At 35.0% G+C, this 12,882-nt stretch carries 10 protein-coding genes; 2 read left to right on the top strand and 8 right to left on the bottom strand.

Annotated elements, in window-relative coordinates; genetic code table 11:
- Positions 1 to 30: 30 nt before the first annotated feature.
- The 3 genes from HM982_RS14175 to HM982_RS14165 form a co-directional block, all read right to left on the bottom strand.
- Positions 31 to 774: an ABC transporter ATP-binding protein gene (locus HM982_RS14175; RefSeq protein ID WP_179353905.1), complete on the bottom strand. Its 744-nt coding sequence runs from the start codon at positions 772 to 774 to the stop codon at positions 31 to 33.
- Between the two features lie 6 nt (positions 775 to 780).
- Complete coding sequence (locus tag HM982_RS14170) at positions 781 to 1,989, bottom strand: efflux RND transporter periplasmic adaptor subunit (RefSeq protein ID WP_179354078.1); 1,209 nt, start codon at positions 1,987 to 1,989, stop codon at positions 781 to 783.
- Between the two features lie 61 nt (positions 1,990 to 2,050).
- Positions 2,051 to 3,382, bottom strand: coding sequence for a TolC family protein (locus HM982_RS14165; RefSeq protein WP_179353904.1), 1,332 nt, complete (start codon positions 3,380 to 3,382; stop codon positions 2,051 to 2,053).
- A 328-nt stretch (positions 3,383 to 3,710) separates the two neighbouring features.
- On the opposite strand from HM982_RS14165, the gene meaB reads away from it, so the two are divergent.
- Positions 3,711 to 4,715 (top strand): methylmalonyl Co-A mutase-associated GTPase MeaB, encoded by a 1,005-nt coding sequence (gene meaB / locus HM982_RS14160; protein WP_179353903.1) that lies wholly within the window; start codon positions 3,711 to 3,713, stop codon positions 4,713 to 4,715.
- Positions 4,716 to 4,750: 35 nt separating this feature from the next.
- Complete coding sequence (locus tag HM982_RS14155; RefSeq protein ID WP_179353902.1) at positions 4,751 to 5,503, top strand: acyl-[acyl-carrier-protein] thioesterase; 753 nt, start codon at positions 4,751 to 4,753, stop codon at positions 5,501 to 5,503.
- Between the two features lie 163 nt (positions 5,504 to 5,666).
- Here HM982_RS14155 and scpA read toward each other — a convergent pair whose 3' ends face one another.
- Genes scpA through HM982_RS14130 form a run of 5 tightly spaced genes read right to left on the bottom strand, consistent with a single transcriptional unit; the run spans position 5,667 to position 12,800 of the window.
- Entirely contained in the window at positions 5,667 to 7,802 is a 2,136-nt protein-coding gene (scpA, locus tag HM982_RS14150) for a methylmalonyl-CoA mutase (protein WP_179353901.1), read from the bottom strand.
- A gap of 48 nt (positions 7,803 to 7,850) precedes the next feature.
- Entirely contained in the window at positions 7,851 to 9,650 is a 1,800-nt protein-coding gene (locus tag HM982_RS14145; RefSeq protein WP_179353900.1) for a methylmalonyl-CoA mutase family protein, read from the bottom strand.
- 20 nt (positions 9,651 to 9,670) lie between these two features.
- Positions 9,671 to 10,960 carry an acetyl-CoA hydrolase/transferase family protein gene (locus tag HM982_RS14140; protein ID WP_179353899.1) on the bottom strand — a complete coding sequence of 430 codons (1,290 nt, stop codon included), beginning with the start codon at positions 10,958 to 10,960 and terminating at the stop codon, positions 9,671 to 9,673.
- A 41-nt stretch (positions 10,961 to 11,001) separates the two neighbouring features.
- Positions 11,002 to 12,324 (bottom strand): sodium ion-translocating decarboxylase subunit beta, encoded by a 1,323-nt coding sequence (locus HM982_RS14135; protein WP_179353898.1) that lies wholly within the window; start codon positions 12,322 to 12,324, stop codon positions 11,002 to 11,004.
- A 56-nt stretch (positions 12,325 to 12,380) separates the two neighbouring features.
- Positions 12,381 to 12,800: a biotin/lipoyl-containing protein gene (locus HM982_RS14130; RefSeq protein ID WP_179353897.1), complete on the bottom strand. Its 420-nt coding sequence runs from the start codon at positions 12,798 to 12,800 to the stop codon at positions 12,381 to 12,383.
- Positions 12,801 to 12,882: the final 82 nt, after the last annotated feature.

Below are 12,882 nucleotides of genomic sequence, written 5' to 3'. Positions count from 1 at the left end.
ATATTAGAGTCTATGATTGGCATTTCATAATTAATCGTCTTGTTTAGGTAACTGTGCCAGTTGTTCTGCTGCAGATAACACATTGTGGTTTTTGTAATCTTGCATAATCTCACCATCTTTTAATACAATTGTTCGGTTGCTAAACGTAGCAATATCGGGTTCGTGTGTTACGAAGGTGATGGTGATACCTTGTTTGTTTAATTCTTGAAACAACGCCATAATTTCGTAAGATGTTCTAGTATCTAAATTCCCAGTAGCTTCATCAGCGAGTATCATAACCGGATTATTTACCAATGATCTTGCAATAGCAACACGCTGTTGCTGTCCCCCTGAAAGTTGCGAAGGGGTGTGATGCAATCGTTCGCCTAATCCAACCATCTCTAAGGCTTTGACTGCTCGATCCCTTCGCTCTTCAGAAGTCACTTTGCTATTATATAATAAGGGTAATTCTACGTTTTCAATTGCCGATGTTCTGGCTAATAAATTATATGATTGAAAAATAAATCCAATTTTTTCATTTCTAATGGTCGCTAATTCATTTCTGCTTAGATCTTTTACTTTTAAGCCATCAATCTCATATAATCCTGAGGTTGGTTGATCTAAACATCCTAAAATATTTAACATGGTACTTTTACCTGATCCACTAGATCCCATTATGGTTACAAACTCTCCTTCATTAATGCTAAAAGAGATACCACGTAAGGCGTGAACGGTCTCCGTTCCCATAGTAAACTCACGCTTAAGGTCTTCTATTCTAATTATTTCTTTAGTCATGATTGCTTACTTTTTTTTAGCTCCTGGTCGTTGTGGCATAAATGGACTTTCGTTAGATCCTCCAGGACCTGCGGCTTCTGCTTTAGAAATGCCCTTTAAACTGTACACTAATTCATCACCTTCAGAAATGCCACTTAAAATTTGAACATTTACACCATCACTAGCACCTAAAGTCACTGTTTTTTCAGTAATACTTCTATCTTTTCCTAAGACCCAAAGTGTTTTACTATTTCCTGATGTACTTGTTGTTCCGTCTTGTAAATTATGATGCTCATTATAAGTTGCTAGCGTTTCAGCTTCAGGTTTAAAATTGATAGCTTTGGCTTCAGCTGTTAAGACATCATTTAATTCTAAAGTAAAAATTGAAATGGTTGCTGTTAGTCCGGGTTTTAGTTTTAAATCTTCATTATCTGCTTTAATTACAACTGTATAGGTCACTACATTTGAAGTAACCGTAGGGTCTAATCGTACTTGTGTTACGACACCATTAAAGGTTTCTCCGATATAAGCATCAACGGTGAATTCTACACGCTGTCCTTCTTTAACTTGCCCTATATCTGCTTCATCAACATCTGCTTCTACTTGCATTTGTTTTAAATCTTGGGCAATCGTAAATAAGGTTGGTGTGCTATAACTAGCCGCAACGGTTTGCCCCTCTTCTATAGCTCTAGAGAGTACAACACCATCTATAGGTGAATAAATATTAGCATAACCCAAATTAGTTCTAGCAGATTGTAAATCAGATAAACGTTGCGTTACGGTGCCTTTAGCGGTTTGGTAATTGTATGATGCATCGTCAAAATCTGATTTGCTAATGACTTGATTATCGTACAATGATTTTTGTCGCTCATAAATGGTTTGCGTGTAATTTCTTTGGCTTACGGCATTATCATAAGATGCTTGGGCTTGCGTAAGCGAGGCTTTAAGGTTTGTTTTATCTAACTCGGCGATAAGTTGTCCGGCTTTTACCTCACTGTTATAGTCTACATATATTTTCTCTACCACACCAGAAACTTGCGTTCCTACATCAACCTGATTAATAGGCTCAATGGTTCCTGTTGCTGTAACCATAGTAGTAACATTGGCATTTTTAGCAGCTACCGTTTTTGGTTCTATAATAATAGCATCATCGCCTCTTAAGAAGCTGAAGGCCACAATGGCTAGTCCGATTACGACCAAACTACCGATAATTATTTTCTTTTTATTTTTCATGATGGTTTGTATTTTATGATTATTTGAATGGCTCTAAGTGTCGCACTAATTCTTAATTACCAGATTAAAGTTTAATATCGTTTCCTTGGTAATATTGTAAGAGTTGGTGGTATAGCACATTGAGGTATTTTGCTTGTAAATAATTTTGTTGCGTGTTAGTGTATGTATTTTGACTAATTACTAAATCAGTTGTGCTTAGCGCTCCTAATTCATAGGTCTTTTGTGCCAGTTGATAAGATTGCTCTGCAGCAACCATTGAGGCCTCTGCCGCTATAACTTGTTCTTGAGCAGATACGGCATTTTGATATGCTGTTTCTACTCGTTTGTAGAGGTCTTTTTCAGTAGATTGTTTCTGAATTTGGGCTTTTTCTATATTAATTTGTGCCGATTGAACCGCTGCTTTGGTTTGATTTCTATTAAAAATTGGAATGTTTAACGATAAACCGAGTCGTTGATTAAAATTTATATCAAACTGGTCTGAAAAGGTATTGTCGTTAATACTTGTATAACCAGAACCCACACTACCAGATAACGTTAAGGTTGGTAAATAAGCTCCTTTAGCGATGTCTAATGCTTTTTCATTTACTTCAATATTAAGATCGCTCGCTTTTACTTCTGGTAAAATTCCCAGCGCCTTGTTGTAAATATCTAGTTTGTTTAATTCAAGATTTACCACATTCATGTTTTCAGAAATAGTTTCAATTTCTAAATTATCGGTAGGTGTTAATTCTAATAATTGTTTAAGTGTAATAATGTTTTGTTGATAGTCATTTTTAGCCGCGATAATATTGTATCGGTTTGTTGCAGCCTGACTTTGTGCTTCTGTGTAATCGCTTAACGCTATAGTACCAGCATCTAAACGCGCTTTTGCTCTAGCGACTTCATTTTCTGAAGCTTCAAAATTATTTTCAGCAACCGTTATGCTTTCCTTACTGTATAAAGTTTGTAAGTAGATTTCTAAAATATTTAAAATGATATTGTTTTTTTCAACGTCTTCTTGTAAAATGCTTTGGTCAAATAACAATTTGCTTTGCTTAATTTGATTGTTAATTTGGTTACCTTGAAACAGAGTCATAGAACTATTAATTCCCACATTAGTACTGTGGATTTGATCCGTTACATAGTCACTTGTTATAGGATCAATAGTATTCCCACTAGAAAAACTTTGCGATGCACTCCCAAATAAATTTGGTAATCGAGATGATTTTGTGGCGCTATAATCCACTTCTGCAAGTTCTTTATTTAAAGTTGCCTCTTTAACCGTAATGTTGTTTTCTATGGCATAGTTTATACAATCTTCTAAAGACCATATTTTTTGTGATGAAGTCGTTGTCTCTTCCTGAGCAAAACTAAGCTTTGCTAGAAGTAGAACTATGATGTATAGGTATGATTTCATTTTACCGTGTTTTTAATTAACACTTCAAAGATGAAACGATATGTTATGTTATTAAACTGTAATATATAGTTGTTGATCTTCTCTATACAAAACCCTTAATTGTATCGACGAGATTTTTATGAGTTTAGGATTTTGATATAATTTTTATCATGAATCAGGTTGTGTAAAGCTTCGTGTTTGGCGACTGTTTTACTAGCGTATTACCATTTAATTCCCTGTTGAAAAAACCATTTAAAAGCGTCATATAAACTATGCTGTTTTTTGCATTATCTGTATCTTTGTTTGAGGTGACCATCTTAAGGAATTTACGAAGCATAATATCACAAAAATGAAAAATTACAAACCCAAAAACAGGTTAACATCAAAAGCTTATATCGATGGGATTTTAGCGGAAGATCGTGTTATGTTGTCTCGAGCGATAACCATTATTGAAAGTAATTTGGAAAGTGATAAAATCTTAGCAAAAGAAATTGTTCAGGCCATATTACCAAATTCTGGAAATTCTATTCGTATTGGTATTACTGGTGTACCTGGTGTTGGTAAAAGTACATTTATTGAAGCCTTTGGTTTATACCTTGTAAAAGAAGGTCATAAAGTTGCTATTTTATCAATTGACCCTAGTAGTCAGCGTTCTAAAGGTAGTATTCTTGGTGACAAAACACGAATGGAAGAATTAGCAAACATAGATGAAGCCTATATTAGACCATCGTCTTCAGGAGACACCTTGGGTGGTGTTGCCAACAAAACAGGTGAAACTATGTTGCTTTGTGAAGCTGCAGGCTATGATGTTATTTTAATTGAAACCGTTGGTGTTGGTCAATCCGAAACCGCAGTACATGGCATGACGGATTTCTTCTTACTTTTAATGTTGTCTGGTGCTGGTGATGAATTACAAGGCATTAAAAAAGGCATCATGGAAATGGCCGATATGCTCGTTATTAATAAAGCAGATGGCGACAATGTTACACAGAGTAAGATTGCTAAGCGGCAATACCAAAATGCCTTACATATATTTCCGTTATCTGAATCCGGATGGAGTCCTGTGGTAAGCACTGCTTCCTCTACAAAAAACATCGGAATCTCTAATGTTTGGGAGCAAGTCTTAAAATACAAAGCTTTAGTTGATGAAAATGGCTATTTTGTAAAAAATAGAAATCACCAACAAATCAAATGGATGTACAATAACATTAATGAAGAGCTTAAGCATATGTTTTATGGTTCTAAACATATAAAAAGTGAACTTTCTCAATTAGAAAACGCTATTGTGTCTTCTGAAATTTCTCCTGTAAAAGCGGCACTTCAGATTATTGAAAAATTTAAAAATTCATTTTAAAAACAACTTACGCTAACCTTTGATAAATATGAACTATGGCCTTTGACAAATATTTTGATAAGCAGTTTGAATTACGCTATTTTGAAATGAATGAGTTAGGTTTAGCAACACCAGCAATTATGTTAGCCTTATTAGAAGAAACTGCAGCAGAACATTGTTATGCTATTGATTATAGTTTATTTGATTTGTTAAAAAAAAACATTGGTTGGGTTTTATTTTCTGGTGGATTACAAATGGACCGTTATCCCAATTACAAAGAAAAAATAACCGTTAGAACTTGGCTATCTAGTTATTCCACGATTAAAGGCTTTCGTGAAAATTTAATTTTAGACGAACACCAAAATATTATAGGCCGAGCTAAAGGCTTATGGGTGTTTTTTGATATCGAAAAGAGACGACCAACCCCTATTTTTACTGACATAAAAGAGAAATGGTCGCTTTTTAATGAAAGTTCAATTGAACTAAACATAAAGCAAAAAATTGAAGCCGTTGATCAGGCTGATTATATAGGACAATTTAAAGTAAACCGCTTTGATACCGACATGAATAAGCATGTTAATAATATTCGGTATTTGCAATGGGTTTTAGAGTCTATTCCTGAAGACATTATAAACACGCACTTTTTACATCTTATTGATGGCCGTTTTATTTCTGAAGCACAATTTGGAGATACAGTCATCTCTTTAACTAAGGAACTTGAAACTCCAAATAAATTTCATCATACCATAACAATTGAAGGTAGTGATAAAGTTTGTGCTACGGCTACAACGATATGGAAAAAGCATTAACCTGCAACTAAAAACAAAAGCCTAAATATTGAAATATTTAGGCTTTTCAATTGCTATATTCCTACATAGCAAAAGCCAGTTGTGCACAATCGAAAAGAATTTACACCCTAATTAAAAATTTAGTTTCTCCTGTACCCAAACTGATAGTATTTATATGCTTCGATTATTCTTTCTCTAAATATTTTTCCATAATGGTAATAGCTGATTCTGAAATCACTGTACCAGGACCAAAAATTGCGACCACTTTTCGTTCTAATAAAAAGTCATAATCTTGAGCAGGAATTACACCACCTGCAAACACCATAATATCTGGTCGACCTAATTTTTCTAATTCGCCTATTAATTGTGGAATTAAGGTTTTATGTCCCGCAGCTAAACTTGAAGCACCTACAAAATGCACATCATTTTCAATGGCTTGTTTAGCCACTTCCTCTGGTGTTTGAAATAAGGATCCCATATCCACATCAAAGCCTAAATCAGCAAAACTTGAAGCGACCACTTTTGCACCACGATCATGGCCATCTTGCCCCATTTTAGCAATCATTACTCTTGGTCTTCGTCCTTCAATTTCAGCAAATTTATCGGCTAATTTTTGAGCGCGTTCATAAGTGGTATCATTATTTACTTCACTACCATAAACACCGCTTATTAGTTTTGTTGCTGCTTTATGTCTACCGAAGTGCACTTCTAAAGCATCTGAAATTTCACCTAATGTAGCAAAATTCTCTGCAGCTTCTACAGCCAATTCTAATAAGTTACCTTGTTTACCGCCAGCACAATCTTCTAAGGCTTTTAGGTTTGCTGCAACAAGTTCAGAATCTCGTTCAGATTTCATCTTGTTTAAACGTGCAATTTGTGACTCTCTCACCACGGTATTATCAACCTCTAAAATTTCAATATTAGATTTTTCAGTGGTTTTGTACTTATTTACTCCAACTAAAATATCTTGTCCAGAATCTAATCGTGCTTGTTTACGTGCAGAAGCTTCTTCAATTCTTAATTTAGGAACGCCAGTTTCAATCGCTTTGGCCATACCACCAAGTTCTTCAACCTCTTCAATCAGTTTCCAAGCTTTTTTAGCAATTTCCTGTGTTAAATATTCCACATAATAAGAACCAGCCCAAGGATCTACTGACTTTGTCATTTGGGTTTCATCTTGAATAAAAATCTGTGTATTACGTGCAATTCTTGCTGAAAAATCGGTAGGTAAAGCAATAGCTTCATCTAAAGCATTAGTGTGTAACGATTGCGTGCCTCCTAATGTTGCTGCCATAGCTTCAACACAAGTACGCGCTACATTATTAAAAGGATCTTGCTCACTTAAACTCCAACCCGATGTCTGACTATGTGTACGTAAAGCCATCGATTTTGGATTCTTTGGATTGAATGATTTTATGATTTTTGCCCAAAGCATACGTGCAGCACGCATTTTAGCAATCTCCATAAAGTGATTCATACCCACAGCCCAAAAGAAGGATAAACGCGGCGCAAATTCATCAATTTTTAATCCCGATTTTAAACCGGTTCTAATATATTCCATGCCATCAGCTAAGGTGTATGCTAATTCAATATCTGCGGTTGCACCTGCTTCTTGCATGTGATAACCACTAATGGAAATGGAATTAAACTTAGGCATGTATTTAGTGGTGTAATCAAAAATATCACCAATGATTCTCATAGAAGGCAATGGAGGATAAATGTAAGTGTTACGCACCATAAATTCCTTTAAAATATCATTCTGAATTGTTCCGGAAAGTTTATCTAAAGGTACACCTTGTTTTTTAGCCGCAGCAATATAGAAAGCCATAATTGGCAATACAGCACCATTCATGGTCATAGATACCGACATTTTATCTAAGGGAATTTGATCGAACAAAATCTCCATGTCTAAAATAGAATCGATAGCCACACCTGCTTTACCAACATCACCTGTTACACGTGGATGATCCGAATCATAACCACGGTGTGTAGCTAAATCAAATGCTACGGATAGTCCTTTTTGACCTGCCGCTAAGTTTCTTCTGTAAAATGCATTGGACTCTTCTGCAGTTGAAAATCCGGCATATTGACGAATAGTCCAAGGACGCATAGCATACATGGCTGAGTATGGTCCTCTTAAAAAAGGCGGTATACCAGCTGTAAACTGTAAATGTTCTGCTTCTGAAATATCGTCTTTTGTAAAGTGTTTTTTAACAGGGATACCTTCGGGTGTATTCCAAACGTCTTGAGACTGCGCTTTAGTTTCAACTGTAGGTTTTACAGTTGCGTTTAATGTTATATCTGAAAAATCGGGTTTCATGTCGTTTTATTTAAAGATTTCATTAGTTATATAAATTGCAAAAGCACTTTATACTTCTAAAGATGTAAAGGTTTTTTGGATTTTTTCCTGAATAGCAGAAAGGGTTACAAGAACATCAGTTCTCATATTAACCACACCATCTAAACCAGCTTCAGTTAATTCTTCCATATTTTTAGGTGCTCCTGCTAATAACAATACTTTATCCTTATTAATTGCTCTAAATGTGTTTACAAAGTCGAGTGCAGTAGCATCATAATCGTCATCAGAACTACAAATAACTACAACATGAGCCTCTGATTTTGCACTTTCATAAGCAGCAACAGTAGCGTTTTCAAAGCTTTCTTCTTGGTGCACATCAAAACCACTAACGCCAATAAAATCGTAAGCAAATGCTGCTCGCGCTTTTCGCATAGTTAAATTACCATAACTCGCTAATTGCACAATAGGACGTATGTTAGTTTCTTCAACTAATGTTTCTGTTACCCGACGCATCGCTTCAATTTCTAAAGAAGCACGCCTTGGTGTCAGTACTTTTGGATTGGATGCATTGGAGTTAGATAATAAATTTTTATCTACTTTTTCCATGAGGTTCGGGTATTTATTAATCCCAACCATAGCTGTACGACGTTGACTTATTAATTTTAGTTTTTTAAGACGAATCTCAGCAATTTGTTGTTGAATCGTTTCGTTTTCAAAAGCCTTGTAAAATCCACCTTCTTGTTCAATAGTTTTAAATAACTCTAAAGCTTTTTCTGCAATTTTAGAACTGACTTCTTCAATATAATAAGAGCCATCAACAGGATTATTTACTTTTCCAAAATAAGATTCTTCTTTTAAAATCGTAGTGATATTTCCGGCGATACGACTTGAAAAATCAGAAGGGGTTTTAAATTCTTTGTCATAAGGGTCAATTAAAACTCCATTGACATTACCTAATATAGCAGCCATAGCTTCTGTTGTACAACGCAATAAATTAGTTTCTGCATCGGTTATAGATTTACTCCATATAGACGTTTTAGCCGTTATTACATTAGAAAAATCCGCAACTTCATATTTTGCAGCGACTTCAGTTAATAGATTGTTGAAGGCTCTAAATTTTCCGATTTCAACAAAATATTCTAAACCAATAGCTAGAAGAAAATTTAAATTATTAAAAATCTCTTGCGTGCTAATGTCCTTAACTCTTAGCTTTTCAACTAAAAAGACTAAAGCATTTAAAGTATAAGCAATCTCTTGCACTTGATTAGCTCCAGAATCTAAATATTCCGTTCCTGAAACTGTTAGTGCTTTAAAGTTAGGAAAATCAGCCGTTAATTTCACCAATTCTGCAGCGACCTCAATCTGTTGCTCATCAAAAGTGCCTGTAGTCACATAATTAGAAAATAAACCTGTGTCTAGGTAGCCTTTGAGGTGCTTTCCTTTAGCAAAAGCGACTAATTCCTTGGTAAAAACCGTTGCATCTGACTTTAATTTAAATGATACCGTTATAGTTTCTAAGTCGATATTTTTTAAAAGATCTGCTACAGCGACATGATTTTCTACTTGAAAAATGAGACCATTAATACCTTCTTCAATAGCTTTAAGAGCTAATGTATTACTCTCTACTGCAGAGGTAACTATAATACTTCTATAATTGACTAATGCTTGAGCGTTTTCGCCTGTATTTTTAAGCTGAGTGATATTATCTTCACTTGTATAGCTCGGTTGAATATCAATTCCACTTAAATTTTTCCATACGAGTTTTCTATCAAAATCAGCACCTTTTAAATCTACAGTCACGCGTTCCATCCACTGTTCTTTAGAAACTGGTGAGAATTCTGAAAAAAGAGGTTTGTTTTTATTATTCATAATCTTTCGTATTCTTAAAATTACTTTATCGTTAAACTACTTCCAAATCGTTCAAAAATAGCTTTATCTAATTCTTCTCTACTGTCTGGATGTGCGATATCTCGAAGTGATTCTGCACGTTCTCTTAAACTTTTACCAAACAATTCTGCAATACCATACTCTGTTGCAACATATCTTGCATGTGCTCTGGTAGTTACAACACCAGACCCGGGTTTTAACAAAGATACTATTTTTGAAACACCTTTTGAAGTCATCGATGGGATAGCGATAATTGGTTTTCCGCCTTTAGATAAAGCAGCACCACGCATAAAATCCATTTGACCACCAACACCAGAGAACATACGTGTTCCGATAGAATCCGCACAAACCTGACCTGTTAAATCAATTTCTATAGCAGAATTGATTGCCGTGACTTTTGGGTTTTGACGAATAATAGAGGTGTCATTTACATAGGCGATGTCATTCATTTCTATCTCTGGATTGTCATCCATAAAATCGTATAATCGACGTGTTCCCATGGCAAAACCTGAAATGATTTTAAACGGATTTACTTTTTTCTGAGAACCATTAACAATACCTTTTTCAACTAAATCTACAATACCTTCAGAAAACATTTCTGTATGAACCCCTAAATCTTTATGATTGGTTAAATAGGTTAATACGGCATTTGGAATACCACCAATTCCCATTTGAAGCGTTGCACCATCATCTATAATGCCGGCAATATGCTTACCAATAGCTTGCTCTTCTTTAGTAGGCGCAACAAATTTCATTTCGTGTATATCATCTTCGACTAAAACACAAGCATCAAATTTGTTTAAATGAACCAAACCATCACCAAAAGTTCTTGGCATCTTTGGATTGATTTGTGCAATCACTTTTTTACCCTGTTCAATACCAGAAATAACAATATCTACTGAAATTCCTAAGGAACAAAAACCATGTTTATCTGGTGGAGAAACGTTTACTAAAACGACATCTAAGTCCATATAGCCTTCACGAAATAAACTTGGAATATCGCTTAAAAAAATAGGAATATAATCTACGGTATTCCCCACCATTTTTCGAACATTTCCACCAATAAAAAACGCTTTGGTATGGAAGCTTTCTCGTAAGTCGGGATTGGCATAGCCACTTTCTCCTTCGGTATGTAGGTGCACGATTTCGACATTTCTTAATTCTGGTGCTCGCCCTACCATAGCTTTCACTAAGGTTTGTGGTGTAGCAGAACCTCCTTGGATGAGTACACGATCATTTGATTTTATGAGTTTAACAGCTTCATCTGCTGTCATTATATTTGGTATTTTCATGTGTTTAAAGTTTAAATTCTTCTTTCAATATTTTTAACTATTTATCCTAAGAAGCTCAGAATGATACCTGCTGCAATTGCAGAGCCTATAACACCTGAAACATTTGGTGCCATAGCATGCATTAATAAATAGTTAGTTTTATCTGATTTTAAGCCCTCTGAATGGACAACTCTCGCACTATCTGGCACGGCCGAAACACCTGCGGCTCCAATTAATGGATTTATTTTATTGTCGCCTTTTAAGAATAAATTCATAAACTTAGCGAACAATAACCCCCCACTAGTTGCAATAACAAAGGATATCGCACCAAGCCCGAAAATCAACATTGAATCTTTAGTGATAAATATATCGGCTTGTGTTGAGGCTCCAACGGTTACCCCTAATAAAATAGTGACGATATCGATTAGTTTTGTTCTTGCCGTTTCAGCTAAACGTTCTGTTCTTCCTGATTCTTTTAATAAGTTACCAAAGAATAACATTCCTAGTAATGGTAAGGCACTTGGTGAGATGAATAAGGTTAAAATTAAAGCAACCACAGGGAAAATCATTTTTTCCTTTTGCGTTACAGCTCTTGGTGGCTTCATTTTAATTTTTCTTTCTTTTTTAGAAATAAACAATCGCATTAAAGGCGGTTGAATTACAGGAACTAAAGCCATGTAAGAATACGCTGCAATAGCAATTGGGCCAATTAAATTTTTAACGGTTGTACCATCGGCGAGTACATTGATACCGTTAGCTAATTTAGACGATAAGAATATGGCTGTAGGACCATCGGCACCACCTATAATTCCAATCGCACCAGCTTCAGGAAGGTTAAACCCTAAATAAAGTGAGCCTAAAAATGTTGCAAATACACCAATTTGTGCTGCACCACCTAAAAGCATTAGTTTTGGATTGGCAATTAATGACGAAAAGTCGGTCATAGCTCCAATCCCTAAGAAAATTAACGGTGGATAAATCCCTTTGACGACTCCAAAATAGAGGTAATTTAAAACAGAACCCGTTTCGTAAATTCCGGTTTGGTTACCTGCTACAAATGGAATATTACCAATAATAACCCCCATACCGATTGGGATAAGTAATAAAGGCTCATAATCGAATTTTATACCTAAGTATATAAAGATGATACCAATAATAATCATAATAATGTGTCCTAATGTTGCATTGGCAAAACCCGTATAATCGTAAAATTTTGCTATACCATTAAGTGCACCATCGAGATTACTTTCGGTGTCTACTTGATCAACTTGTGTTGTTGTTACAGAACTATTGTCTGTTGTGTCTGTATTAGCGTTTAATCCCAATACAGGTCTAATAAAGACGAGTAAGGCTAAAACGCTAAATATTATTATTAATTTTTTCATTTTTTTCTTTTAGATAATGGTTAGTATGCTAATGAATGAGATTAGAGTGAAGCCCACTATTCTATTTCAATCATCACAGCATCTTGTAAAACCTGTTGTCCTACAGCTACTTTTACAGCTTTTACGACGCCGGGTTTTTCTGCCGTAATATTATTTTCCATTTTCATGGCTTCGAGAACTAATAATAAATCGTTCTCTTTAACCGTATCTCCAACTTTAACATTAAGAGAAAGGATAACACCTGGTATTGGCGCAGTAATTGTAGTTGTTTTGGCTGTTGAATTCACTTTTAAAGGAACAGCAGGTTGCTTTGAAGCTGAACGCACTAAAGTTGGTGTTTTAGAGGTTTTAACATCACCTTTTAATACGACTTCATAGGAAGAACCATTAACTTCTAAATTGATAATATTATCTTCGTGTGACTTTATATTAACCGTGTAACCGGTTTCGTTGACTTTGAATTTATAACTTTTCATGTGTATCTATTTGTTATTTTCGATGGACATTTACTATTTTTTGAATAAAGATTTCTTTTACTAAAAAATCTAAACCAGCCCA

The sequence above is a fragment of the Winogradskyella vidalii genome (genome assembly GCF_013403955.1).
In the GTDB taxonomy this organism is placed as follows: Bacteria; Bacteroidota; Bacteroidia; order Flavobacteriales; family Flavobacteriaceae; genus Winogradskyella; species Winogradskyella vidalii.
The sequence above is the reverse complement of the archived record's forward strand: the minus strand, read 5'-3'. Positions and strand labels throughout refer to the sequence as shown.

Bases quoted from the DNA above. Each gene is read 5' to 3' on its own strand.
- scpA (WP_179353901.1), bottom strand. From the start codon at position 7,802: ATGAAACCCGATTTTTCAGATATAACATTAAACGCAACTGTAAAACCT.
- HM982_RS14130 (WP_179353897.1), bottom strand. From the start codon at position 12,800: ATGAAAAGTTATAAATTCAAAGTCAACGAAACCGGTTACACGGTTAAT.
- HM982_RS14140 (WP_179353899.1), bottom strand. From the start codon at position 10,960: ATGAAAATACCAAATATAATGACAGCAGATGAAGCTGTTAAACTCATA.
- HM982_RS14145 (WP_179353900.1), bottom strand. From the start codon at position 9,650: ATGAATAATAAAAACAAACCTCTTTTTTCAGAATTCTCACCAGTTTCT.
- meaB (WP_179353903.1), top strand. From the start codon at position 3,711: ATGAAAAATTACAAACCCAAAAACAGGTTAACATCAAAAGCTTATATC.
- HM982_RS14135 (WP_179353898.1), bottom strand. From the start codon at position 12,324: ATGAAAAAATTAATAATAATATTTAGCGTTTTAGCCTTACTCGTCTTT.
- HM982_RS14175 (WP_179353905.1), bottom strand. From the start codon at position 774: ATGACTAAAGAAATAATTAGAATAGAAGACCTTAAGCGTGAGTTTACT.
- HM982_RS14155 (WP_179353902.1), top strand. From the start codon at position 4,751: ATGGCCTTTGACAAATATTTTGATAAGCAGTTTGAATTACGCTATTTT.
- HM982_RS14165 (WP_179353904.1), bottom strand. From the start codon at position 3,382: ATGAAATCATACCTATACATCATAGTTCTACTTCTAGCAAAGCTTAGT.